The 24,699-nt window shown below is 67.7% G+C and carries 23 protein-coding genes and 1 pseudogene; 9 read left to right on the top strand and 15 right to left on the bottom strand.

Annotated features, from left to right (window positions below; genetic code table 11):
• Window positions 1-1,790: Ig-like domain-containing protein (locus tag WT24_RS31790; protein WP_156441891.1), on the bottom strand; the 1,790-nt coding region annotated here is incomplete at its 3' end.
• A gap of 1,135 nt (window positions 1,791-2,925) precedes the next feature.
• Between WT24_RS31790 and WT24_RS31785 the strand changes: the two genes are divergently transcribed.
• Together WT24_RS31785 and WT24_RS31780 are read left to right on the top strand one after the other, a co-directional pair.
• The gene (locus WT24_RS31785) at window positions 2,926-3,663 is read left to right on the top strand and encodes a sulfite exporter TauE/SafE family protein (RefSeq protein ID WP_059502521.1); all 738 of its coding nucleotides are present in this window, start codon (window positions 2,926-2,928) and stop codon (window positions 3,661-3,663) included.
• A 292-nt stretch (window positions 3,664-3,955) separates the two neighbouring features.
• Window positions 3,956-5,335: an amino acid permease gene (locus tag WT24_RS31780; RefSeq protein WP_060037217.1), complete on the top strand. Its 1,380-nt coding sequence runs from the start codon at window positions 3,956-3,958 to the stop codon at window positions 5,333-5,335.
• A gap of 33 nt (window positions 5,336-5,368) precedes the next feature.
• Here the strand turns inward: WT24_RS31780 and WT24_RS31775 are convergent, their stop codons facing one another.
• The 5 genes from WT24_RS31775 to ftrA all read right to left on the bottom strand — a co-directional run bounded on the left by WT24_RS31775 (window position 5,369) and on the right by ftrA (window position 10,618).
• Window positions 5,369-5,947: an NnrU family protein gene (locus WT24_RS31775; RefSeq protein ID WP_060037215.1), complete on the bottom strand. Its 579-nt coding sequence runs from the start codon at window positions 5,945-5,947 to the stop codon at window positions 5,369-5,371.
• Window positions 5,948-6,212: 265 nt separating this feature from the next.
• Window positions 6,213-6,776 (bottom strand): TfoX/Sxy family protein, encoded by a 564-nt coding sequence (locus WT24_RS31770; RefSeq protein ID WP_060037232.1) that lies wholly within the window; start codon window positions 6,774-6,776, stop codon window positions 6,213-6,215.
• Complete coding sequence (locus tag WT24_RS31765; RefSeq protein ID WP_060037213.1) at window positions 6,773-7,882, bottom strand: malate/lactate/ureidoglycolate dehydrogenase; 1,110 nt, start codon at window positions 7,880-7,882, stop codon at window positions 6,773-6,775. The genes WT24_RS31770 and WT24_RS31765 overlap by 4 nt, the downstream gene beginning before the upstream one ends.
• 60 nt (window positions 7,883-7,942) lie before the next feature.
• On the bottom strand, window positions 7,943-9,397 hold the full coding sequence (locus tag WT24_RS31760; protein ID WP_059502513.1) for a M20 family metallopeptidase: 1,455 nt from the start codon (window positions 9,395-9,397) through the stop codon (window positions 7,943-7,945).
• A gap of 258 nt (window positions 9,398-9,655) precedes the next feature.
• Entirely contained in the window at window positions 9,656-10,618 is a 963-nt protein-coding gene (gene ftrA, locus WT24_RS31755) for a transcriptional regulator FtrA (RefSeq protein WP_059502511.1), read from the bottom strand.
• Between the two features lie 114 nt (window positions 10,619-10,732).
• On the opposite strand from ftrA, the gene WT24_RS31750 reads away from it, so the two are divergent.
• Together WT24_RS31750 and WT24_RS31745 are read left to right on the top strand one after the other, a co-directional pair.
• Complete coding sequence (locus WT24_RS31750) at window positions 10,733-11,152, top strand: rhodanese-like domain-containing protein (protein ID WP_060037211.1); 420 nt, start codon at window positions 10,733-10,735, stop codon at window positions 11,150-11,152.
• Window positions 11,153-11,242: 90 nt separating this feature from the next.
• A complete protein-coding gene (locus WT24_RS31745) occupies window positions 11,243-11,569 on the top strand; it encodes a superinfection immunity protein (RefSeq protein WP_059502508.1) in 327 nt (108 codons plus the stop codon).
• Between the two features lie 15 nt (window positions 11,570-11,584).
• On the opposite strand, the gene WT24_RS31740 is transcribed toward WT24_RS31745, so the two are convergent.
• The 7 genes and pseudogenes from WT24_RS31740 to WT24_RS31710 all read right to left on the bottom strand — a co-directional run bounded on the left by WT24_RS31740 (window position 11,585) and on the right by WT24_RS31710 (window position 18,062).
• Window positions 11,585-12,745: a cytochrome P450 gene (locus tag WT24_RS31740; RefSeq protein ID WP_059793420.1), complete on the bottom strand. Its 1,161-nt coding sequence runs from the start codon at window positions 12,743-12,745 to the stop codon at window positions 11,585-11,587.
• A 101-nt stretch (window positions 12,746-12,846) separates the two neighbouring features.
• Entirely contained in the window at window positions 12,847-13,113 is a 267-nt protein-coding gene (locus WT24_RS31735) for a YodC family protein (protein WP_034204377.1), read from the bottom strand.
• A 344-nt stretch (window positions 13,114-13,457) separates the two neighbouring features.
• The gene (locus WT24_RS31730; RefSeq protein WP_060037209.1) at window positions 13,458-14,318 is read right to left on the bottom strand and encodes an oxaloacetate decarboxylase; all 861 of its coding nucleotides are present in this window, start codon (window positions 14,316-14,318) and stop codon (window positions 13,458-13,460) included.
• Between the two features lie 144 nt (window positions 14,319-14,462).
• On the bottom strand, window positions 14,463-16,130 hold the full coding sequence (locus WT24_RS31725; protein ID WP_060037205.1) for an ankyrin repeat domain-containing protein: 1,668 nt from the start codon (window positions 16,128-16,130) through the stop codon (window positions 14,463-14,465).
• Window positions 16,131-16,313: 183 nt separating this feature from the next.
• A pseudogene (locus WT24_RS31720) lies at window positions 16,314-16,739 on the bottom strand (GNAT family N-acetyltransferase).
• A 54-nt stretch (window positions 16,740-16,793) separates the two neighbouring features.
• Window positions 16,794-17,654, bottom strand: coding sequence for a MurR/RpiR family transcriptional regulator (locus tag WT24_RS31715; RefSeq protein ID WP_006485686.1), 861 nt, complete (start codon window positions 17,652-17,654; stop codon window positions 16,794-16,796).
• A 54-nt stretch (window positions 17,655-17,708) separates the two neighbouring features.
• Window positions 17,709-18,062 carry a YgiW/YdeI family stress tolerance OB fold protein gene (locus tag WT24_RS31710; protein WP_059793427.1) on the bottom strand — a complete coding sequence of 118 codons (354 nt, stop codon included), beginning with the start codon at window positions 18,060-18,062 and terminating at the stop codon, window positions 17,709-17,711.
• Between the two features lie 233 nt (window positions 18,063-18,295).
• Between WT24_RS31710 and WT24_RS31705 the strand changes: the two genes are divergently transcribed.
• The 4 genes from WT24_RS31705 to WT24_RS31685 all read left to right on the top strand — a co-directional run bounded on the left by WT24_RS31705 (window position 18,296) and on the right by WT24_RS31685 (window position 21,489).
• Window positions 18,296-18,958 carry a response regulator gene (locus WT24_RS31705; RefSeq protein ID WP_060037203.1) on the top strand — a complete coding sequence of 221 codons (663 nt, stop codon included), beginning with the start codon at window positions 18,296-18,298 and terminating at the stop codon, window positions 18,956-18,958.
• Entirely contained in the window at window positions 18,955-20,331 is a 1,377-nt protein-coding gene (locus WT24_RS31700) for an ATP-binding protein (protein WP_060037201.1), read from the top strand. The genes WT24_RS31705 and WT24_RS31700 overlap by 4 nt, the downstream gene beginning before the upstream one ends.
• Before the next feature lie 42 nt (window positions 20,332-20,373).
• On the top strand, window positions 20,374-20,706 hold the full coding sequence (locus WT24_RS31695) for an antibiotic biosynthesis monooxygenase (RefSeq protein ID WP_060037199.1): 333 nt from the start codon (window positions 20,374-20,376) through the stop codon (window positions 20,704-20,706).
• 582 nt (window positions 20,707-21,288) lie between these two features.
• Window positions 21,289-21,489 (top strand): hypothetical protein, encoded by a 201-nt coding sequence (locus WT24_RS31685; protein WP_059502489.1) that lies wholly within the window; start codon window positions 21,289-21,291, stop codon window positions 21,487-21,489.
• 471 nt (window positions 21,490-21,960) lie between these two features.
• Here WT24_RS31685 and blaPEN-bcc read toward each other — a convergent pair whose 3' ends face one another.
• The gene (gene blaPEN-bcc / locus WT24_RS31680; RefSeq protein ID WP_060037197.1) at window positions 21,961-22,899 is read right to left on the bottom strand and encodes a PEN family class A beta-lactamase, Bcc-type; all 939 of its coding nucleotides are present in this window, start codon (window positions 22,897-22,899) and stop codon (window positions 21,961-21,963) included.
• A gap of 148 nt (window positions 22,900-23,047) precedes the next feature.
• On the opposite strand from blaPEN-bcc, the gene penR reads away from it, so the two are divergent.
• Window positions 23,048-23,938 carry a beta-lactamase transcriptional regulator PenR gene (gene penR / locus WT24_RS31675; RefSeq protein WP_060037195.1) on the top strand — a complete coding sequence of 297 codons (891 nt, stop codon included), beginning with the start codon at window positions 23,048-23,050 and terminating at the stop codon, window positions 23,936-23,938.
• Window positions 23,939-24,421: 483 nt separating this feature from the next.
• Here the strand turns inward: penR and WT24_RS31670 are convergent, their stop codons facing one another.
• Window positions 24,422-24,673, bottom strand: a complete 252-nt coding sequence (locus WT24_RS31670; RefSeq protein ID WP_009694579.1) for a hypothetical protein — start codon at window positions 24,671-24,673, stop codon at window positions 24,422-24,424.
• Between the last annotated feature and the right edge of the window lie 26 nt (window positions 24,674-24,699).

The following is a 24,699-nucleotide window of genomic DNA, read 5'->3' as shown; positions in this document are numbered from 1 at the left end:
GTGCCGATCGGCAGCGGGGTCGACGGCGTATACGTCCATGCACCGCTCGGGTCGGCCGTCACAGTGGCGTCCGGCGTGCCGTCGCCGTTGGTATCGATGTTGACCGTTGCGCCTGCTTCGGCTGTACCCGACAGCGACGTACCATCCGTCGCGTTCACCGTCGGCAGTGCAGGCGCCGTCGTATCGATCGTCAGGTTGAATGCCGTGCTTGGCGTGCTTACGTTGCCTGCGGCATCGGTTGCGGTGACGGTCAGGCTGTGTGCGCCTTCCCCCAGCGCCGTCGGCGGCGTGAATGTCCAGTTTCCGGACGGATCTGCCGTCGTGGTGCCCAGCAGCGTCGTGCCGTCGTACACATTGATCGTGCTACCTGCTTCCGCAGTACCGTTCAGTGTCGGTGTCGCATCATCCGTACTGCCGCCTGAAACGATCGCGCCAACAACGGAGCCCACGTCGTCCGTCACGGTGCCGATGACCGGTGCCGCAGGCGCGGTCGTGTCACCCGACACCGTCACCGAGGCAGACGGCCCCGTGTTGCCTGCCGCATCTGTAACCGTCACACCAATCACCGTGCCGACCGGCAGCGGGGTCGACGGCGTGTACGTCCATGCGCCACTCGGATCGGCCGTCACAGTGGCGTCTGGCGTACCGTCGCCGTTCGTATCGATGTTGACCGTCGCGCCCGCTTCCGCCGTACCCGACAGCGACGTACCGTCCGTCGCGTTCACCGTCGGCACCGCCGGCGCCGTCGTATCGATCGTCAAGCCGAATGCCGCACTCGGCGCACTCACGTTGCCCGCCGTGTCCGTTGCAGTCACCGTGATCGAGTGCGCGCCCTCTCCCAAACCCGAACTCGGCGTGAAGGTCCACTTCCCGGACGAATCCGCCGTCGTCGTGCCCAGCAACGTCGTGCCGTCATAGACGCTCACCCTGCTACCCGCTTCCGCTGTACCGCTCAACGTCGGAGTCGTATCGTTCGTCGCACCGCCGATCGCAACCGGATGTTGCGCATCGTCGTTGACGGCCGTAATCGCAGGCGCTTCCGGCACGACCGTATCCACCACGATCCCGACCGTGCCCAGTTCGCTCGTATTGCCGCTACTGTCGGTCTGCGTCACCGTGATCTGATGGGCGCCGTCGGGCAACGTACCGGGCGTGTACGACCAGTGCCCGTTCGCGTCCGCGGTCACCGTACCGACCGTCTGACCATCGACCTGGATCGTCACCGTCGCGTTCGGCTGAGCACCCGAACCCGCGATCGTCGGCGACGTGCGACCCGTGACGATATTGCCGTTGCCGCCAATCGGCTGCCCATCGATCGTCAGTCGCGCCGATCCGGTCGGCGTTCCGCCGCCGCTACCGCCACCATCCCCGCCGCCGCCGCTGGCCGCGGCTGCCGCAATGCCGCCGGCCGCGGCGACGCCGCCGAGTATGCCGAGCAGGGCACCGGTCGACAACCCGTCGCCGATCGGCGCATAGGCGAGCGCCGAATCGACGATTCCGTCGCCGGTCGCCTGCAATCCGGGGCCGAACTGCACGAGAAACCGCCCGTCGTCCTGGACGAAGACGAGATTGTGATAATCCGCGCCGTTTTCGAAGAACGCCTGCACGCGCACCGTTCGGCCGTCCTTGAATTCGACGATAAGGTCGTTCCCGGAACGCGCGTAGTTGGCCACGTCCTCCTTGTGAGCCGACAGCAGGAAATTGGCTGGACCACCGGGCGACGCGACGACCTGCGAACCATTGGCGACCGGAACATCGACGTGATTGCTCAATACCGACGAGGAAACCATTGCCCGACTCCTTGTAGATAGGGATGACAAACCTGGCCCGTCGCTGACGGGCAAACGTTCAACCAAACGGGCGCGACGGGGCACGACGCGATTTCGCGCCGCTGCAAATCGGGTATCCGGCTCACGCGGGACGCAACGAGCCGCTAGCCCACCCGAGGCGGTCTATAACGGAAAAGGAAGAAAGGAGCCGGGGCTGCTATGGAATCAGGGGCGAGTCCAGACGGCCGGAACAGCCGTTCGCCCTGCGGGCCAGGCAACGGCCCGACACGGTGCGCCACCCCGCCGGACGGAGGTGTTTGATGGCCCTCGTGCCGCGGATTTTTTCCGTACGGCGATTTTTTGTTTGATATTGGATCTGCATCTCTACCGCCCTCGCCATATTAGTTATTTCCTTTTATCGCGAATAACCAACGATTCGCTTGATCAGAGCGAATTGTCGCGGTGCACCATCACTCTCTTTTATGTTACCGCTCGTGCCTGCATTTAGATTACACCGGTCTTTCACGTACATGATTGCACTCCGCTGAAGCTTTTACAAATATTTTCAGTCTTTCGTGCATATATTTTTCTCTCACCATAAAAAGATGAACAATTTTCAGGATTGATTCGACGAATTCGTTGCCAAGACAATGATTCATCGCGACAGGGTTATCTCGAAAAGCCCGGCCCGCTTGGGTCCGCGTCGACTTCAGCGGAATGAACGCGAGAGCAGATTTCGGTATGCAACTGTATTGAGACTGCGCATCCCGACGCACCGCATCCAGCTATAAACCTCATCGGCAAAAAGGATTTTCAGGAAAACCCGTATACATCCACGGCGCCTCCGAACCCGACACCTATTTCTACCGAGCACCTGGTATCCAATTCAGTCTTCGTCGTAACGATATTCATTCACATCGAAAACCGGCCTCCCCGAACCGATCCGGCGAATCCGAAAAGGAAACAAATAACGGGGTTTTGGCGGAATTGAATCCTCGATACAAATAATCGACGCGCATGCGGTCCGCCACCGGCCATCGCCGGCATGGCGCGGACACGCGTGCGTGGACGGCGGTCCTGAATTACCATCGTGCATCCTCACGCGGCGGGCTTGGCCGTCGGCGGTTCAAGGTCGGATATCCCGGATCAATCGATCGTGCTCGCTCTCATCATCGTCGCCGGCCTGTGGGCCGGCCTCCAGAACGCCCTCGCGGGCGGCGGTTCGTTCGTCACGCTGCCCGCGTTGATCGTGTCGGGAATGTCACCGCTCGCGGCCAACATCACGTCGACGGTCGCACTGTTCCCCGGCCAGGTCACGACGGGCTGGGCAAGCCGGAACATGGTGAGCGGCGTGGGCAAGCTGCCGTTTCGCGCACTGTTCGCGATCAGCGTGGCCGGCGGCGCGCTCGGCGGCCTGCTGCTGCTGAAAACGCCGTCGTCGATCTTCTCGCAGCTGGTGCCGTGGCTCGTGCTGTTCGCGACGGTCGTGTTCGCATGGGGCAGTTTCTTCCGCAAACCGGACGCTGGCGCGCAACATCTCGGCCCCGTCGCGACCGGGGTCTCGCAGTTCCTGATCGCGGTCTACGGCGGCTACTTCGGCGGCGGCATCGGGTTCCTGATGATGGCCGCGCTGACGATGGCCGGCCTGCCGCCACGTCGTGCGACGTCGACCAAGAACGCGCTGGCGGGCGTGATGAACGCGTCGGCGGTCGTCCTGTTCGTCACGTCGCCGCACCTGCACTGGCGCGCGGCGATCGCGCTCGGCGGCGGCGCGATCGTCGGCGGCCTGCTCGGCGCGTGGGCGCTGCATCGCGTAAACGAACGCGTGCTGCGGATCGCGATCGTCTGCATCGGCGCGCTGCTGACCGTCGGGTTGTTCGTCAAGCCGATCTGAGCTCACGCTCGTCCCTGCCGCGATCGCGGCAATTGATGAGCAAACCGCAAGACGTCTTTCGCATATCTCGTTTGCCGTCGCGGCGGTGCCCGACCACAATCCGGGTTGCCGCGATCGGCGCCCTCTCGCGGGCGCCGACCGGCACACTGCGGCCGCCATTTCGATTCACCGCCGGCGGTCCGGCACATCGCGTCACCCCACGCTCCCTCGACATCGGCGCCCGTGCGGCGGCAGAACGCTTGCCGACGCGCCGTCCGATACGTTCCCGGCCAACAATAACTAGAGGTAGGAGATGCAGGACAACTCGTTGAGGCAAAGCCTCAAGCAACGGCACATCACGATGATCGCGCTGGGCGGCGTGATCGGCGCGGGCCTGTTCGTCGGCTCCGGCGCGATCATCGCAACGGCTGGCCCCGCGGCGATCCTGTCGTACCTGATCGGCGGCGTGATCGTCACGCTGGTCATGTTCATGCTCGGCGAAATGGCGTCCCGCCATCCCGACAGCGGCTCGTTCTCCACGTACGCGAGCAGCTATCTCGGCGAATGGGCCGGCTTCGCGGTCGGCTGGCTGTACTGGTTCAAATCGATGATGACGATCACCGTCGAAGCGATTCTGCTCGGCGCGATCCTCCACGATTTCCTGCCGTGGCTGCCTGTGTGGGGCGGCGCGCTGTTCATGCTCGTCACGCTGATCGCGAGCAACGCCTACTCGGTGCGCTCGTTCGGCGAAGCCGAATACTGGCTGTCGTTCGCGAAGGTCGCGACGATCATCGTGTTCATGGCGCTCGGCGCATCGATCCTGCTCGGCTTCCAGCCGCGTATTCCCGCACCGGGGCTCGTGAACCTGACCGATCACGGCGGCTTCATGCCGAACGGCATCTCGCCCGTGCTCGCCGGCGTGATGGTGGTGATCTTCTCGCTCGGCGGCAGCGAGATCGCGGCCGTGGCCGCGGGCGAATCGGAAAACCCGCGCAGGAACGTGATCCGCGCGATCAAGAGCGTGATCGTGCGCGTGATGGTGTTCTACGTCGGCTCTGTGTCGATCCTGATCCTGTGCATGCCGTGGACCGACAAGGTCAACCTGAAATCGCCGTACGTGTCGCTGTTCGGCATGGCGGGCTTCACGGGGGCGGCCGTCGCGATGAAGATCGTGCTGTTCGTGTCGTTCATGTCCGTGATGAACTCGTTCCTGTTCTCGAACTCGCGCATGCTGTTCTCGCTGAGCCAGCGCGGCCACGCGCCCGCGATGTTCGGCCGCACCAACGCGAAGGGCGTGCCGATGAACGCGCTCGTGCTGTGCCTCGCCATCTGCGTGTCGATCCTCGGCATTCACTTCGTGAGCGGCGGCGATCTGTTCCTGATGCTGGCGAAGAGCAGCGGCGCGTTCGTGATGATCGTATGGATCTTCATCGTCGTCGCGCACTTCGCGATGCGCCGGCAGACGCGCCACGAGCAACGCGACCCGACGGCGTTCCGCGCGTGGTTCTATCCGGTGTCGAACTGGGTCGCGTTGCTGGCGCTGGTCGCCGTGCTGGGGTCGCAGGCGTTCAATCCGGATTCGCGCTTCCAGTTCTGGTTCACGGTGCTGACGGCGCTCGCGATCGTCGCGGCGTACTTCTTGCGGCGCAAGCAGCCGTCATTCGGGCAGGCAGCCGACGCGAAGAGCCGCTGACGAGCGGGAAGCCGACCGGCGCGCGCGTTCCGTTCAGCCGAACGGCCGCACGCCGATCAGCGGGCCGTGCAGGAACAGCGCGAACACGGCCCAGGCGACGAGCCCGGCGGCAACGGCCGCGACGTCGCCGGCCAGCCCGCCGGCCGGATAGCGGACACCGTCGCGGCGATCCCGCGCACGCGACACGACAAAATCGACGATCGACCACACGAAGAACGCACCGAACAGCACGAACGCGTGCACGGTGCCGTTCACGAGCAGGTGCGCCACCGCCCAGACCATCACGCCGGCCAGCATCGGATGCCCGACGAGCGTCTTGATCCGGTTGCGCGGCACATACGACGCGGCGATCAGCACGAACGCGACCGCGGTCAGCATGCCCGTCAGGTGGCGCACGCCGACCGGCGACATCCACAGCAACGTCGCGCTCGTGCGGGCGATCCCGGACCCCCAGATGATCAACGCGAAGCCGACGATCGACGCGATCGCGTAACCGCCCTTCCAGCCCCTCTCGCCGATCCGCTCGATCGTCGCGGACCGCCAGCCGTCGGCGACGATCCGGATCGAATGCACACCGAGGAAGATCGCTAAACCGAGAATCAGGACGAGCATCGGCTGTCTCCGTCTGGAATGATGAGTGGGGAAGCGTTCCGCGCGGCGTCCGGTGCGCCGTTCGCGGGGCCGGCGGCGAGGCCGGCGCAGGTCGCGCCAGGCACGGGCGCAACCCGCGCCGATCATAAACGCCGGGGCCGCCGTTGTGAAGCATGCACGATGTGCGGTGCGTCAAGCTCGATGCATGCGTGCGCCGGGTCGTGCGGGTTTGCCCGAAAGAAAGGAAAACGAAAAATCGCGAGGCGGTCGCGCCGCGCGGTCGGTACTACGTCTGCTTGCGCTTCGTCGCGGGCTTCGCCGCCTGCGCCCGTGACGATTTCGAAGCCGGCTCCGCTTTCCGCGCCGACGCCGGTTTCGATGCGGATTTCGCCGCTGGACCGGACACCTTTTTCGGCGCCGGTTTCGATGCGGGCTTCGCTGCAGCTTTCGGCGCGGCTTTCGGCCCTGCTCCCGATACCGTCTTCGACGCCACCCTCGCCTTGCGCTTCGGCGGCCCGGCCAGCAGCGCCGCGCGATATGCGCTGCGGCACCAGTCGAACAGCGCGCCCGCATCCTCGAGCACGTCGGCCGGCGTTTCGTAATAGCCCTCGAGCGCGACGGTGCGCGTGGGCCGCGCATACGAGAACGGCCCCATCCCCGCCGCAACGAACGCAGGGCGGTTCACATCGTCGACGCGCAGGAACAGCGACCCGCGCGACATGAAGCCGAACATCACGCCGTCGAGCCGCAAGGCCGCACCGCTGAAAAACCGCGCGACGGCGACCGTACCGAGCGGCGCAAGCTGATACGCGATTTCCTCGCCGTGCGCCTTCTCCGCCTGCCAGCTCATGCGGATGCCTCGCAGCGCTGCGTCCACGCATCGAGCTCGGCCGCGTCGAAACCGACGGCCGCCGCGCTCTCGCGAATCTGCCGCCACGTCGCGCGGTCGACCGGAATGCCGGCCGTGCCGCGCACGGCGCGGCTCGCCTCTTCCGGCTCGCCGGGCACCTGCACCGGTGCATCGCCGGCCCGCGGCGACGCCTTCGCCCACGCAACGAAGGCATCGGCTTCGCGTTCGGCGTCGGCCGCGTCGAACGCTTTCGGATCGATCAGCACCGACAGCATCCCGTTGACGATCGCGCTCGTCTTCTGCAGCGTATCGCCGTACGTCGTATGCCCGCCCACGAGCGCGCCGCCGAAGATCTCGCACATCGCCGCGAGCGCATACCCCTTATGCAGCCCGAACGGGAGCAGCGCGCCGAACGGCTGCTCGTGCATCACGGCCGGATCGTCGGTCGGCTGGCCGCGATGGTCGATCAACGCGCCGGCCGGCACGCGCTTACCCTGGTTGTAGGCAACGCGCGTCTTACCGTACGCGATCGCGCTCGTCGCGAAATCGAGCAACAGCGGCGGCTTGCCCGCCCGCGGATACGCGGCGCAGAACGGATTCGTGCCGAAACGCGGATCGGTGCCGTGCAGCGGCGCGACCAGCAGGTCGCCCGGCACGTTGACGAAATGGAACGACACGAGCCCCGCGCGCGCGCACTGCTCGGCCCAGTGCCCGATGCGGCCGAGGTGATGGACGTCGCGCAGCCCGATCGCGCAAATGCCCATGCGCCGTGCGCGCTCGATCCCTTCGACCATCGCCTCGAACGCGATCACTTGGCCGAAGCCGCGGCCGCCGTCGATCGTCAGCACCGCGCCGCCGTCGCGGACGATCGACGCGTGCCCGTTCAGTTGCAACTGCCCTTCCCGCCACGACGCGACGTAGTTCGGGATCATCCCGACGCCGTGCGAATCGTGGCCCGCGAGATTCGCGGCGACCAGGTGATCGGCGACGAGCGTCGCCTCGCGCGGGTGGCTGCCGGCCCGTTCCCAGAGTGCCGCGACGAACGCATGCAGCGGTTCGGCGCGCATGCGCAGCGGTTCGGTATCGGGCGTCGGCAGTGCGGTCATCGGCAACACTCCATCAAGTCGGTTCGGGTCGGGCAATCGGCACGTCGGATATTGCGACGATCAGTGCGCGGTCGCGATCACGTCGGCCACCGCCGCCGTGAGCTTCTTCGCGTACGGCACGTGCAGGAACTCGTTCGGGCCGTGCGCGTTCGACTTCGGGCCGAGCACGCCGCACACCATGAATTGCGCTGCGGGGAAGCCCTCCTGCAGCACGTTCATCAGCGGAATCGTGCCGCCCAGGCCCATGTACGCGCAGTCGGCGCCGAAGTGGCGGCGCGACGCGGCGTCGAGCGACGACGCGAGCCACGGCGCGAGATCCGGCGCGCTCCAGCCGGTCGCGGCGCCCGCGTCCGGCTTGAACGTGACCTTCGCGTTGTACGGTGGATCGAGTTCGAGCAATGCCTTCAGCTGCTGCACGGCCTGCGCGGCGTCGACGAGCGGCGGCAGCCGCAGCGACAGCTTGAACGCGGTGCGCGGGCGCAGTACGTTGCCCGCATCGGCGAGCGCCGGCATGCCGGCCGCCCCGGTCACCGACAGCGACGGGCGCCACGTCGAATTCAGCAGCGCCTCGCGCGGATCGGTCGTGGTCGGCAGCACGGGTTTGCCGTCCGCGCCGCACGCCCACGGCAGCCCTTTCCATACCGTATCGCCGAGAATCGCGGCGGCCGCTTCCGCTTCGCGCACGCGGCTCGACGGAATCTCGCAATGAAACGCGCCCGGCAGCAGGTTGCCGTTCTTCGCGTCTTCGAGGCGTTCGAACAACTGGCGCATCACGCGGAAGCTCGACGGCGCGATGCCGCCGTAGACGCCCGAATGGACGCCTTCTTCCAGCACCTCGACCTGCAGGTCGCCGGACACGAGGCCGCGCAGCGACGTGGTCAGCCACATCTGGTCGTAGTTGCCGGCGCCCGAATCGAGGCACACGACGAGCGATACCTGGCCGAGCCGGTCGCGCAATGCGTCGACGTACGGCAGCAGGTCGTAGCTGCCCGACTCCTCGCAAGTCTCGATCAGACCGACGCAGCGCGGCCGCTCGATGCCCTGCTCGTCGAGCGCGCCGAGCGCCGCGAGGCTCGCGTAGATCGCATAGCCGTCGTCCGCGCCGCCGCGGCCGTACAGCTTGCCGTTCTCGAACTTCGGCGTCCACGGGCCGAGGTCCGCGCGCCAGCCGTCGAATTCGGGCTGCTTGTCGAGGTGGCCGTATAGCAGGATCGTGTCGGTGCTGCCCGAACGCGTCGCGGGCGTCTCGAAGAAAATCACCGGCGTGCGGCCGGGCAAGCGCACGATCTCGAGCTTCAGGCCCTTCACGGGCTGCCGTTCAGCCCACTGCGCGGCGTCGGTGACGACGCGCTCGAGATACCCGCGCTTCGCCCAGTCGGGGTCGAATGCGGGGCTCTTCGCGGGAATCGCGATGTAGTCGGTCAGGGCGTGGAGGATTTCATCGTTCCACTTGCGCTCGATGAAGGTCACGAGCTTGTCATGGTCGAGGACGGGGGTGGTGTCGACGGATGTCATGGTGGGGATGCCTGGATCGGGCTGACGAAAATCCAGATCATACGCCGATGCTCCCCTGCCGGCGCCCCCTTGCCCGCCGTTCGGACCGCCTTCGGAAACGCGTCGCGCAGGCCAGGCGCGTCGCGCCGCAGGCACCGCGTCAGTTCACCCGCATCCTCTTCACGCGAACGCGCCGCGGGCTCGCCGACCACCGCGGCGAGAAACCGCTGGCCTGCCGCTCGAACGCGCCGCCCGCGCGAGCGCTCCGCCCGGCGCCTGCTACGTGCCGCCGCGATCCATCCCGCGCCGGTACGCGGCAGGGCTCGTCGCCGCGACACGCCGGAAATGCCGGCGCAACGATTCCTCGGATCCGAACCCCGCCCGCGCCGCGACCTGCGCCAGCGACAACGCGGGCTGCGCTTCGAGCATGTCCTTCGCGACGTTCACGCGTTCGCGGATCAGCCACGCGAGCGGCGACATCCCTGTCGCGTCCGCGAACCGACGCTGCAACGTGCGCGTGCTCATCGCGGCCTGTGCGGCGAGCGACGCAAGCGTGTGCGGCTCGGCCGCATGCGCGCGCATCCAGTCGATCAGCTTCGCGAGCCGGTCGGTGCCGCCCGGTGCGACCGGGCGCGGCACGAACTGCGCCTGCCCGCCGTCGCGATGCGGCGGCAGCACGAGGCGCTGCGCGACGCGGTTCGCGATCGCGCCGCCATGATCGCGGCGCACGAGATGCAGCAGCATGTCGAGCCCCGCCGCCGAGCCGGCCGACGTGACGATCTGCCCTTCGTCGACGTACAGCGCATCCGGATTCACGCGCAGCGCCGGATAACGCGCCTGCAGGCGTTCCGCATACCGCCAATGCGTCGTCACGGTGAGCCCGTCGAGCACGCCGGCCGCCGCCAGCACGAACACGCCCGAACAGATCGAGCAGAGCCGTGCGCCGCGCCGGTGCGCGGCCCGCAGCTTCTTCAGCAACGGCTCGGGCGGCAGTTCGTCCGGATCGCGCCAGCCGGGAATCACGATGGTATCCGCGCGATCGAGCGTCGCGAGCCGGTAGGGCGCGGCGACGGTAATGCCGCCCGCCGCCCGCACGGGCCCCGGCTCGCTCGCGCATACCGCGAAGCGATACCAGTCGACGCCCAGCTCGGGGCGCTCGAGCGCGAACAGTTCGACCACGCAGCCGAATTCGAACGTGCAGAGGCGATCGTAGGCGAGTGCGACGACGAGATGATTGTGCATGGCGCAATGTTACCGGAACTTGTCGATCGCGCCACTGCCGCGACATGCGCCGAACCGCGATACTGCCCTTCATTGCGGCGCGTTCCGCGCTCGTTCAACCAGGAGAGCCTGACCATGTCCTACGTCACCGACGTCCCCGCCGCCGACAGCCCCGCCGCCCTTGCGCATTTCGAGGCATCGCTGCGCTTCGAGACCGATTGCTGGGACGTGCACGACGCACTGGCGTCCGGCACACCCGATTTCGTGCTGCTCGACGTGCGCGGCCCCGAGCAGTTCGCCGCCGGCCACGTGCCCGGGGCGCGCAACCTGCCGCGCCGCAAGATCGTCGAAAGCAAGCTCGCCGGTTACCCGGCCGGCACGCTCTTCGTCGTCTATTGCGCGGGGCCGCACTGCAACGGCGCCGCGCGTGCGGCGATCCGGCTCGCGCGCCTGGGCCGCCCCGTCAAGCTGATGATCGGCGGCGTGACGGGCTGGCTCGACGAAGGTTTCGCACTGAGCAAAGAAGTGCAGCCGGCGGACGCCGAAGCCGCCTGATCGTCACCGAAAGCGCAACAATCAATTGCCGGCACATAAACGGAAAAAGCGCGACAATCAGCCTCATTGCAGTTCGGACGGAGCAGCACCATGCATGATGCAGTCCTGATTCAAGTGGCCGGTTCAGTCGCAGCGATCGCGCTCTATTTCCTGCCGGCCGTCATTGCCGACCGGCGTGCCCGGCACGACAAGCTGACGATCGCGATGTTCAACGCACTGTTCGGGTGGACGGGCATCGGCTGGCTGATGACGCTGTACTGGGCGTGCCAGCCGAACCCGCGCACCGACGTCGCGCAGACGATCCTCGCGAAGCGCCGCGGCGTCAGCATGCGGACCTTCTCGGCCGGCCTCGTCGAACGCGTGCAACGCCGCGTCGCCGCCCAGGAGCAATGGGCGGAAAAGCAAGGCTGCCGTTGAGCCCCGCTTCCCCCTTCACCGTATCGCGTCGAACTTCGGCATCCTGACGTTGGTCGACGCGCGGTAATCCCACTTCAGTGCATCGCGCGGCGGCCAGCCGCCCGCGCGCAACCGCGCCGCGAACGCCCCCGCCGTCACCGCCCGTGCGATCCGCTCGCCCGGACACCCGTGCGGCCCCGTGCCGAAGCCGAAATTCGGCCCCGTCGTGCGGCCAGGCATCAGCCGGTGCGGATCGCGATGCACGGCCGGATCGCGGTTCGCCGCAGCCAGCACGACGAGGATCGCATCGCCGGCCTCGACGCTCACGCCTTCGATCGTCGTGCGTGCCGCGACGAAGCGGCGCGTGTTCTGCACCGGTGAATCGAAACGCCCGACCTCGGCGACGAAGGCGTCGAGCGCGGCCGCGTCCGGCATCGCGCCTGCTTCGCCGTTCCATGCCACAAGCGCATTGCCGAGCCATGCGGCGCTCGCCTCGCACGTCTGCGACAGCAATCCGACGAGATTCGCGACCCGCGCGCCGCTCGCCTGCCAGCCCGACGCCCGGGCCGCCTGCTGCACCGCGGCGACCAGCGTGCCGTCCTCTGCATGCGACTGCGCGACGCGTTCGGTCATCCGGTCGAGCAGTTGCCGCGCAGCGTCGCTCGCGCGCGCCAGCGCCGCGGCATCCGACAGCGGCGACAGCGCGGCGACGAATTCGACGACCCGCGCCGCGATGTCGTCGAGCTGCGTTTCGTCGAAACCGAGCAGATCGGCGACTGCGCACACCGGCACCGTCATGCACCATGCGTTCAGCGCGTCGGCATCGCCGGGCGCCGGCAGTCGCCGCGCGGCAAGCGCGTCGGCGCGATCGCGCAGCGCGTCCGTGTCGATCGGCGCGAACGCCGCGCGCAACGCCTGCTTCGGCACATCGTGTCGCGACGCGCCATCGTTCATGCGCACCAGCTCGCCGAACAACGCGCCGGCCGTCGTGCCGCGCAACGCGGGCGGCACCGGCGCGTCCAGCGGGCGCACACGGCAGGCCGGATCGCCGAGCACGGCCGTCACGGCCGCCGCGCGGCTCGCGACCCACAGGCCGAGCGCGGCGTCGAACGCGAGCGGCGGGCCGTCGACGAGCGCTGCGTAATAGGGATAAGGATCGCGGTGCGTGACCGCTGCAATGGGATCGATCGGGTTCATGCGTCCAGTATCGGCGCAGCGCGCCGTCGCATGTTTCGGGGTGACGTGAAATGTCGTCGCACGGACGCCGCGCGCCGCGGCATTGCAGCGGCCGGCCGGCGTCAGGCCGCCGACCGGTCGCGGTGCGACTGCATGCGCAGCCGTACCCGCCCGGCCGAAATCGCGCGCGGCTCGGGCACCACCGTGTCGTGATGGAACATTTCCTGCCGGAACTCGCCGCTTTCGTCGAACCACTGGCAGATCAACCAGTCGCCGTCGTCGAACACGACCGGCCCGGCATACGTGACGGTCATGCGCGGCCCGCCCGTTTTCAGCGTCACGACATCGCCCACGCGAAACCTGACGCGGTGATTTTCTCGGATCGTCATCGCTCTCTCAGCTTTTTATATATTGAATATATTGATATTCCCGGCGGCCCACTCACCGGTCATTGGAACGTGCCGCAGATTATCAATCAAAAAATCATCCGGCAACTCCCATGCGCGGAAACGCTCTGAACGGGAACCTGCAACAATGTGCGGGATCGTCGCGTATGACGGCCCGCCGGGCGCCAGCCCCGGCGCGGCTTACACGCCGCCTGCGACCGATCGGGCGGAATGCGGAGAATATACGATGATTTTTGCGCCGTCATCGACGATTAATCCGGACGCGAAACCGGTTGATTATCGTCAATCAACGTTACGCCGTAAACGATTCCAGTTTTTATTAGGGATCATTCGTCGAACAAAATCGGCGAATTATCCGGTGCAGCAAACCAGCGGTTGATATCGCGCCCCGGTATGGCCGCCCGGGTAAAGGTGAACGTGCCGTCGCGCCTCATCTCCGTCGCCGCACGCAGGAATGCGCCGAGCGCGGCCCGCGCCAGCGCGCCGCCGACGCTGACGCGCTTCACGCCGAGCGCCGCCAGTTCGTCGACGCTCAGCAACCCGCCCTGCAGACCCATGACGACATTGACGGGCGCGCCGACCGCTTGGGTCACCGCCGCGATCTCGTCGGCGTCGGTGATGCCGGGCGCATACAGCACGTCGGCGCCGGCGTCGCGATAGGCGACGAGCCGCGCGATCGTGTCGTCGAGGTCGTGCCGGCCGTGCAGGTAGTTTTCGCAGCGCGCGGTCAGCGTGAACGGAAACGGCAGCGCACGCGCCGCGTCGACGGCCGCCGCGATCCGCTCGACCGACGCGTCGCGCGGATAGATCGGCGTATCGGCACGGCCGGTCGCGTCCTCGATCGAGCCGCCGACCGCGCCCGCCTCGGCCGCCAGCCGGATCGTTTCGGCCACCGTGTCGGGTGCGTCGCCGAAGCCGTTCTCGAGATCGGCGCTCACGGGCAAGCCGCCCGCGGCGACGAGATCGGCGATGTGAGCGAGCATCGCGTCGCGGTCGATCGCGTTGTCGGGTCGCCCTTTCGAAAACGCGTAACCGGCGCTCGTCGTGGCGAGCGCCTCGAAGCCGGCCATCGCGAGCAGGCGCGCGGTGCCTGCGTCCCACGGGTTCGGGATGATGAACGCGCCGGGGCGCGTGTGCAGCGCACGGAAGGCTTCGGCGTGGCGGGCTTGCAGGTCGGAACGGGTCATCGCGAACTCCGAGGAAAGTGTTGACGGGTGAGCTTACGCCGGTCGTGCACGCGACGTTTCAGCATTCGCCGAAATGTCGTGGCGCAACAGAACAAACTCGCCGATGCCGAATGCAGGCCGCCACGCATGGCCGCCCGCGTCGGTTCACTTCGATGCGGGCCGCCCGGCGTCGACGCCGAGCAACACGTCGGTGACGGCCTCGGAAAACCGCATCGCGCGACCGTCGATCAGCACGCCATCCGGATTCGACGGATCGCGCACCGCCGGCGGCACGCCGTGCGCGATCAGCACGCGCGCGCACGCTTCCCAGTCGGGATCGCCGACGCCCTCCGGCTCGTTGACGGACGCCCAGGACAACGTACCGAGCGCATCGCTGCCGAACCCGTGCACGTCGCGCCAGTTTGCGCCGTGCGCGAGCAGGAACGCCAGCAGTTCGGCATCGCCGCGGAACACCGCGTGGTTCAGCGCGCTCGCGTCCCAGTCGCCGCCGCGCGCGGCGATCGGCCAGCCCAGTTCGACCATCACCTTCACCGCATCGCGCGAACCCCATGCGGCGGCGTCCGGCAGCAACCGCAGCCGGTCGTCGGGCAACGTACCGGGCAGCTCGCGATGGCGCGCCTGGATGCGCCGCGCGTCGTCGGCATCGGCGCGCGCGCAGGCCGCCACGAATGCGTCCTGCGCATCGAGCGCTTCCTCCGCGCCGGCCGCGCGCAACAGCGCCGCGACGTCGGACAACCCGGTCTGCATCGCGAGCCGGTACGCGCTGACGCCCGCGGCGGTCCGCGCGCGGGGATCGGCGCCGGCCGCCAGCAGCGCGGCGACATGGCGCGCCGGGCAACGCACGGCGATTGCGCGCAGCAACGGCGCGCCCCACGTCTTGGTCGGCCCGTCGCCGGCCGGCTCGTTCGGGTCGCCGCCATGCGCGAGCAGGCACTCGAGCGCGGTAGCGTCCGGCACGTCGAGCGCCCGCCGCAACGCATTCGTCCCGCTCACCCGGGCGCCGTGCTCGAGCAGCAGGCGCGTGCATGCCGGATTCTCCACCGAGTGATACAGCGATTCGCCGTCGTTCGGATCGGCGCCGGCTTCCAGCAGCATCGCGGTGAGCGCCGGATCGCGATTGACGCCGGCGGCGCCATACAGCGCCGACAGCGGCGCCGACTCGTCGGGCTGCGCGAGCGAGGCCGGCGGCGTCCGGTTGCCGATCCGCTGGTTCGGATCGGCGCCCGCATCGAGCAGATAGCGCGCGCACGCACGCAGCCGGGCCGCGAATTCGGGAAGCTGGCCGAGCCGCGAATGCGTGACGGCGACGAGCGGCGGCAACTTCAGCGCACCGTCGGCGCGCGCGATCCAGCCGGGATCGGCGGCCAGCGCCGCCTTCACCGCGTCGAGATCGCCCGACGCGCATGCGATCGTCGAGTCCGCCGATACGAGATCGGGGCGATCGCGCAGCAATTGCGCGGCGACGCGCGGCCGGGCCGCGTCGAAACCGCCGGTCACGTCGGCGCCGTACGCGAGGTCGAGCCAGCGGCGAATCAACGACGACCGCGGTTGCCGCGCGAGCGCATGCGTTTCGACGAACACGCCGAGATCGGCCCATGAAGCAAAACCGTACTCGCGCGCGATGCAGGACTGTGCGTCGTGCAGGCGGAGCCCGAGTGCGAGCGTTTCGTCATGCGTGCGATTCGCGGCTGCCGGCAGGGACTGGACGAAGCGCGCGACGGCATCGGCGTCGCCCTGCCGGTACAGGCGCAACAATGCCTTGGCCTGCTTTTTCAGATGATCGGGATGAGCGTTGGGAGGCAGCTTTTTCATGCGGATCCTCGTGCGTGGATGGCCGAAGGTCCGCAATACCGCCAGCACAAAGGATGGGGGAAGACTGGATTTGCAGCGACAGGTGGGTTGAACCCTTTCCGCGGACCCGGAAGCGACCTGCATCGCTGGCCGGTATCGTAGGCGACGGCCGCCGGCGTCGTCAATCGTGCGGCGCTGCGGCGCTCACCCCGCGAGTTTCTTCGTCAGGAAAATGCGGCTGTGCCCGACCGGGTAATCGTGGAGCTCGCCGAAGCGGACATAGCCGCGCTTCTCGTAGAACGGCCGCGCCTGGAAGTCGAACGTATCGAGCCACGCGCTGTGGCAACCGCGCGCGACGGCCTCCTGTTCGGCCAGATCCATGATGCGCGTGCCGGCGCCTTGGCCACGCGCGGCTTCGGGTACTACGAGCAGGTCGACATGCAGCCAGCCGAACGCCGTGCCGCCCCACAGGCCGCCGACCACCGCGCCGGCCTCGTCGGTCACGATCACGGCCAGCGGCCGAAAGTCGACCGGGCCGGCCTAGCTTTCGTTGAAGCGGATGAGCGGCGCGACGATCTGCTTGCGCACCTCCGGGTCGCCCGCATCGGTCACGGCATAGGTCAACGTCATCGGTTGCGCGGGGTCGTGGATGAAAATGGGCGGAAATCGTGCATGCCGCGCCCGTCAAACGACGTATGCGCCCTTCGCGTGCAGTTCCGCTTCGGTCCGCTCGAGCGCCGCGATCGCATCGCTGCCTTCGAGCGCCAGCAACTGCGCGACCAGCGCCTCGGCCATCGCATGCGCGGCCACCAGCGACGGAAAGAACGACGGGCTGTCGTGCGTGAAGATCAGTTGCGCGTCCGCGTGCAGCGCGATCGGCGACACCGCGCTGTCGGTGATCGCAACGATCCGGCTGCCCTGCGCCTTCGCGGCCTGCGCGACGCGCGTCGCTTCGGCCGAATACGGCGCGAAGCTGACGATCACCGTCACGCTCTGCTTCGCGATCGTGCGCAACTCCATTTCGAGGGAACCGGCGACGCCGTTGAGCAGCGACACGGTCGGACGAAACAGCCGGTAGCCGTAGACGAAACCGAAGGCCACCGGATAGCACGAGCGAAACCCCGCCACGTGCACGTGCGACGCCTTGCGGATCAGCTTCGCCGCGTCCGCGAGCGCGTGCTCGTTCTGCGCGGCGGTCGCCGACAGGTTGTGCTGCTGCGCGGCGAGCAGATCGTGCGCGAGCGACGCCTTCGCGTCGGGCCGCACGAGCGAGCGCGCACGCTGCGTGAGCGGCTCGGGACGCGTGCGCACGCGCGCGACGCACAGGTCGCGCAGCTCGTTCCAGCCGGGAAAGCCGAATTGCTGCGCGAGCCGCACGAGCGACGCAGGCTGCACCTGCGCGCGCTGCGCGACCTTGCGCATCGACGACGTGGCGACTTCGTCGGGATGATCGAGCAGGAAGGCGGCGCCCGCCTGGAATTGCGGGCTCAGCTCGGAAAATTGCGCCCGGATCCGGGACGCGAGTTCGTCGAAATTGGCGGCCATCTTGGTGGGAACGGGAACCGGTCGTCCATGGTATCACCGGCCCCGCGCCCACCGTCAGCGCAGCACTTCGACGTGATCGGCGTCGACCTTCACGCGGCCCGACCATTTGCGCTCGAATTCGCCGGTCAGCTTCACTTCGTTCTTGTCGCTGACGGGCTGGCCCGCCGCCCACAGCTTGGGGTCGATTTCGACGCGGATCGTGCCGGTGGCGTCGGCGAACTCGTAATCCTCGCCGCCGACGTGCTTGACGATGCGCCCCTGCAACTGCACGTGCTGGTCGTCGCGGCCGTTGGCGAGCAGTTCCTTCACGGTCGTCGTGGTCAGCGCGGACGGCCCCGTGTATTGCGCGTAGACGGCGGCAGGCAGCGCGACGAGCGCGACCGCCAGGATTCTGGCCAGGTGTTTCATGATCTCGGTCCTCTTCTTCGATGTGGCGCCGCGCTCCGTTGAACGCGACGGCGCCAGCTTACGGACCGTAAGATTAAGCAAACCTGAAGGGCATGCCGAAGCGACACGGTGCCGCATTGGACCGGTACGAACGCGGGCCGCGCACGGCGTGCATTTAAGCTCGGCCTAAGGCGCGTGCGCTTATCATGAGAACCCCGGGCGCCGCGGCGCCCCTGTCGGAGAGACACGAATCCATGCGCGTACTGCTCGTCGAGGACGATTCGCTGATCGGCAGCGGGCTCGAACAGGGCCTCAAGCAGGAAGGCTTCGCGGTCGACTGGGTGAAGGACGGCGACGCCGCGTCGCTCGCGCTGCGTGCGACCGGCTACGGGCTCCTGCTGCTCGATCTCGGGCTGCCGAATCGCGACGGCCTGTCGGTGCTCGCCGCGCTGCGCCGCCGCGACGAAAACCTGCCCGCGATCATCATCACCGCGCGCGACGGCGTGCCCGACCGCATCGCGGGCCTCGACAGCGGCGCGGACGACTATCTCGTCAAGCCGTTCGCGCTCGACGAGTTGCTCGCCCGTATCCGCGCGGTCAGCCGCCGCCATGCAGGCCGCGCGCAGACGACGCTCGCGATCGGCCCGCTGCGGCTCGATCCCGTCAAGCACCTCGTCTGGCTCGACGACGACGAAGTGCCGCTGTCGCCGAAGGAATTCGTGCTGCTGCACGAGCTGATGCGCGAACCGGGCGCGGTGATTTCGCGCGAACAGTTCGAGGAACGGCTGTATAGCTGGGGCGAGGAAATCGAGAGCAACGCGGTGCAGGTGCATATCCACAACCTGCGCAAGAAACTCGGCCACGACATGATCCGCACGGTGCGCGGCGTCGGCTACCGGATCGGTGACGGCACGTGACGCGCCTGCAACGCGCGGTCGCGCGCTGGCGCAACGCGTCGTTGCGGCGGCGCCTGCTGACGTGGCTGCTGCCGGCCGCGTGCGTGATCGGCCTGGTCGCGAGCGCCGGCACCTACTGGGGCGCGCTGCGCGAACTCGACGATCTGCTAGACGACCAGATGCGCAGCATGTCGAAACAGATCGTCGTCGGCCCGAACGGCGAGCTGTCGTTCAGCAACCGCGCCACAGGCAAGCACGGCTTCGAAGCGAGCGACCCCGATGCGGTGCTGCTGCAGGTATGGCGCAACGGCACGCTCGTGTATTCGACCGACCGCGACTCGAAGCTGCCGCCGCCCGCGCAGCAGGGCATCGCGAGCGTCGACGTCGGCGGCCAGCCGTGGCGCACCTATGTGACCGAGCGCGGCGGCACGACGATCCGGCTCGCGCAGGCACGGCATGCGCGCTGGGAAGCGATCGCGGGCATCGCCGTCCACCTGCTGTGGCCCGTCTTCTCGATGCTGCCGCTGCTCGCGCTCGGCCTGTGGTTCGGCATCGGCGCGGGGTTGCGGCCGTTACGGGCAATCGCGTCCGGCCTGAAACGCAGGAATGCGAACAACCTCGAGCCGGTCGACGTCGCATCGATGCCGAACGAGGTCCGCCCGCTCGCCGAGGCCATCAACGACCTGCTCGCACGCCTCGACCGCTCGTTCACGTTGCAGCGGCACTTCATCGCCGATGCCGCGCACGAGCTGCGCACACCGATCATGGGGCTGTCGATCCAGTCGCAATTGCTGCGACGCGCGGCGACTGCCGAGGAACGCGAGCGCATCCTCGCGCAAATCCATGCGGGCACGACGCGCCTCGGCCACCTCGCCGAACAGTTGCTGACGCTCGCACGCCTCGAGCCCGATGCGCAGGCGGCCGTCGGCGCGTCGGCGCCGGTCGATCTCGCCGCGCTGTGCCGTTCGGTGGTGTCGGACCGCGCGCGCGTCGCCGACGCGCACCGGATCGATCTCGGTGCGATAGTCGACGTGCCCGTGACGACGGCGGGCAATGCCGACACGCTGCGCGTGCTGCTGAACAATCTCGTCGACAACGCGATCCGCTATGCGGGCGCAGGCGCGCGCGTCGACGTATCGGCGCGCATGGACGGCGCGACGCCCGTGCTCGAAGTCGCCGACGACGGCCCCGGCATTCCGGAGGCCGAACGCACGGACGTATGGGAACGCTTCTATCGCGGCGAAGGCGCGCAAGCCGCCACGTCGTCGGGCAGCGGGCTCGGGTTGTCGATCGTCAAGCGGATCGCCGAACAACATCGCGCGACCGTCGCGCTCGGGACCACGCGCGGCGGGCGCGGGCTGACCGTCACGGTGCGCTTCCCGCGGCCGGCCTGACGCGCGCGCGGCGGTCGGCTTGTCCCCGGATTATGTTGGCAAATCCGGCAACAGATCGCGATCGACGCGGCGCCGGTCGTGCTCGTCAACATGTTTACGCCGGCGCCCGCCGACGAAGCCGACTTTCTCGCCGTCTGGAAAGACGACATGGAATTCATGAAGCGCCAGCCGGGATTCATCTCGACGCAGCTTCATCGCGCGCTCGGCGACAGCCCGACCTACCTGAACCACGCGGTCCGGGAATCGACGGACGCCTTTCGCGCAGCCTTCACGCATCCGGAATTCGTCGCGAAGCTGTCGGCCTATCCGTGGTCCGCCGTCACCAGCCCGCACCTGTTCCAGAAGATCGGCGTGGCCGGTATCTGCACAGCGTGAGCCGGCGTGCGAAGCGTGGCAGCGCGTGGCATTTGGCCGAATCGCGAATGCGGACTTCTCCACAGAAAATGTTGGCAAGCTTGTGGATATCCTGCGCACCGCGGCGCTAAACCCTTGATCCGATGGACTTTGGCACGCGTGATGCAGACAAGGCCCGGGCAAGGGCCATCGCCGTCACCGCTTCGCCGCACATCGCATCACGACGCCACGACGATGTACGTCCACGATGTACGTCCGATGGGCATCGCAACCGCCGCACGCATGCCGGACCGGCGCTGCGCCACTTACCCACAGATTTTGTTGGCAAGCTTGTGGATATCCTGCGCAAGCCTGCGCTAACCCGTTGATCGGCCTACGATTCGCGCCGCGCGTCACCGTTTCGGCAACGCGCGGCATCGGCATGCGCGAACGCGACGATCGGGCATCCGGGCAGCGCCCTGCCGCTGCCTTGACGCCCGTGCCCGCCGCGCATCAAGATCACGCAAGCCGCACGCGGCCGCGCATCGTCGGCCATGCGCGTCGGCGCCCCGGGCCGGCCGTGCCGCCGGCACCGCATCACGACACCTCACTCCGAGGAAGACCATGGAACACTTCACCGCGTGGCAATTGCTCGTCTCGCTCGTGCTCGTCGCCATCGTCGTCTATCCGTACGTCCGCATCGTTCGGCGCACCGGGCATTCGGGCTGGTGGATCCTGACGATGTTCGTCCCGGTGCTGAACTTCATCATGTTGTGGGTGTTCGCGTTCGCGCGCTGGCCCGCCGTCGACGATCGGCAGCCCTGAGCGTTGCGGTCGCGGCCGCGCGCGAGCTTGTCCACAGATTGTGTTGGCAAGCATGTGGATAGCCTGCGCATACCGCGATCAAGCACTTGATCCGAAAGACTTTGTCCGCGCCGCCTCGAAAAGGGCACGACGACACCCGATCGCGCGTTGCATGCCGCGTCGGCACGTGACGCGCGGGCTGCCGTGCTTGTCCACAGATTGTGTTGGCAAGCGTGTGGATAGCCTGCGCATACCGCGACCAAGCGCTTGATCCGAAAGACTTTGTTCGCGCTGCCTCAAACGCGGCACGCCCGGCGCGCGTCGCGCCGGACGCCGCGGCGCGCGGGCTTGTCCACAATTTTTGTTGGCAAGCATGTGGATATCCTGAGCATGCGCGACCTAAGTCGTTGATCGCACAACGTTTGATCGCGCGGGTCACGACTGCGGCACGGCGCGCCCGCGGCGCTCGCCACGCGCGCCGTGCCGCGCTGCTCAACCGAACGTGCGCGCGACGATGCGCGCGACCGACGCGATCACGTCGTCCTTCGCCCGTGCATCGGCTTGCGCCTGCGTGTAGTACACGGCCAGCACGATCGGCGCGCGCGACGTCGGCCAGATGACGCCCGCATCGTTGGTCGTTCCGTAATCGCCGGTACCGGTCTTGTCGCCGACCGTCCATCCGGCGGGCACGCCCGCGCGAATTCGCTTGTCGCCGACCTTGTTGCCGCGCAGCCACGCGACGAGCTGCGCACGCTGCGCGGCCGGCAGCGCGTCGCCGAGCGTCAGCGCGCGCATGCTGGCGGCCATCGCGGCGGGCGTCGTCGTGTCGCGCGGGTCGCCCGGCAGCGCGGTATTCAGTTCGGTCTCCCATCGATCGAGACGGAACATGTCGTCGCCGATCGAACGCGCGTAGGCCGTTACCGCCGACGGGCCGCCGATCAGCTTCATCAGCAGGTTCGCGGCCGAGTTGTCGCTGTACTGAATCGTGGCCTCGCACAGCGCGCCGACCGTCATGCCCGCGCCGACATGCTTCTCCGACACCGGCGAATAGTTGACGAGGTCGGCCTTGGTGTACGTCACGCGCTGTTGCAGCAAGCCCGGCCGCTCGACGCTCTGCGCGAGGACCGCCGCACTCAGCATCGCCTTGAACGTGCTGCAGAACGGGAAGCGCTCGCCCGCGCGATGCTCGATGGCGCGGCCGCTCGCCGTGTCGATCGCGCACACGCCGAGACGGCCGCCCGCGTCGCGCTCGAGATCGGCGAGCGTCGTCGCCGCCGCGACGGGCGCAATGGCGTCCGCGGCAGCCGCCGCTGCCGCCGCGGCCGGGTCCGGCGCCGCGGCCTGCCGCGACGCGCACGCGGTGACGGTGAGAACGAGCGGCGCCGTCGCGGCGGCCAGCAACAGGGTTCGACGTTTCGTTGAGTAAGTCATGTCGGTTGTCTCGTGGTGGAATGGCGGCGAAACGGCATTGCGTGTCGGTATTGCGTGCCGAAAACGGCCGGCCGCCGAGACAGCACTATCGAGACTTTACGGTTGCCCGACAAGCAACGATAATTGAGCGCTGACAAAAGAAATTCTTATGACCAAACTCCGCCCTCATCTTCCGCTCAATGCGTTGCGCGCATTCGAATCGTCGGCGCGCCACCTGAACTTCACGCGCGCCGGCCTCGAGCTGAGCGTGACCCAGGCCGCGGTCAGCCAGCAGGTGCGCTCGCTGGAAGAGCGGCTCGGCTGCACGTTGTTCACGCGATTGCCGCGCGGCCTCGGGCTGACCGACGAGGGGCGTGCATTGCTGCCGGTGCTGAGCGACGCGTTCAGCCGCATCGAGACGGTGCTCAAGCAGTTCGACGGCGGGCGCTTCCGCGAGGTGCTGACGCTCGGCGTCGTCGGCACCTTTGCCCTAGGTTGGCTAATGCCGCGGCTGAAGCAGTTCGGCGACACACACCCGTTCGTCGAGCTGCGGCTGCGGACCAACAACAACGTCGTCGACCTCGCCGCCGAGGGCCTCGATTTTGCGATCCGCTTCGGCGTCGGCAATTGGCCGACGACACGCAACGAGCAACTGCTCGATGCGCCGCTCACCGCGCTGTGCACGCCGGACATTGCGCGGCGTCTCGCGCAGCCGGCTGACCTCGCGAACGAAACGCTGCTGCGCTCGTACCGCACCGACGAATGGCTCGGCTGGTTCGACGCCGCGCAACTCGAACCGTGGGCCGTCAACGGGCCCGTATTCGATTCGTCCCGGCTGATGGTCGAGGCCGCGATACAAGGTGCGGGCGTCGCGCTCGCGCCCGCCTGCATGTTCGCGCGCGAACTGCAACTCGGCCAGCTCGCGCGGCCATTCGACATCGACGTGCGCGCGGGCGGCTACTGGCTCACGTCGCTGAAGTCGAAACCGCTGACGCCCGCGATGACGCTCTTTCGCGACTGGATCGTGGCGGAAGCGGCCGGCGCGGCGCCCGCCGAATAACGCGGCCGCGCTTGTCCACAGAAAGTGTTGGCAAGGATGTGGATATCCTGGGTATCCGGAGCCTAAGCCTTTGATCGCGCACGCATTCGTGCGCCGATGCGCGGCGCGGGCAGGCTTTGCGCACGGGCTTCGCGCACCCGTCGCATTCCGGCCGGATCCTCAACGCCTGCGACGCAATCGATTGCGAGTTGTCCACAGATTTTGTTGGCAAGCCTGTGGATATCCGCCACATCGGGCGCGTAACATCTTGATACAGAAGGGGATTCAGTTCACGGACCTTGGCCGGTCAATGGTGTGGCACCGCAAAGATTGTCGAACCGCACGCCGCGCACGCGTGGCGCACCCGGCCGATGGCCGGGTGGTTCTCCACAGATTGTGTTGGCAAGCTTGTGGATATCCTGCGTATCGGGCACCTAACTGATTGAGCACACGGGGTTTTGTGCTGCGTCTGCCGAATCGGGCAGCATCTGCGCCGCCCGTGCGTCAATGGCGCTCGAGGCCGCCGCGCAATTCGCTCGCCTTGTCGCGCAACGCTTCGTAGCCCGAACGCGCATGCTCGGGCAGGTCGGGATCGCCGATCAGTGCGCCGAGCGTTTCGATCAGGCTGAACAGGATGCCCTTCGCCGCGCCGACCGCGATGCTCTGCGATTCGATCGACTTGTGCAGGTGGTCGACCGCCGCTTCCAGATTCTCGAGCTTGTGCTCGCCGTCGTCGGGCCGATTGTCGGTCGTCATCGTCTACCTCCGCCATCGTTCAAGGG

It is taken from the genome of Burkholderia sp. MSMB1078WGS (genome assembly GCF_001528895.1).
In the GTDB taxonomy this organism is placed as follows: Bacteria; Pseudomonadota; Gammaproteobacteria; order Burkholderiales; family Burkholderiaceae; genus Burkholderia.
The sequence above is the reverse complement of the archived record's forward strand: the minus strand, read 5'-3'. Positions and strand labels throughout refer to the sequence as shown.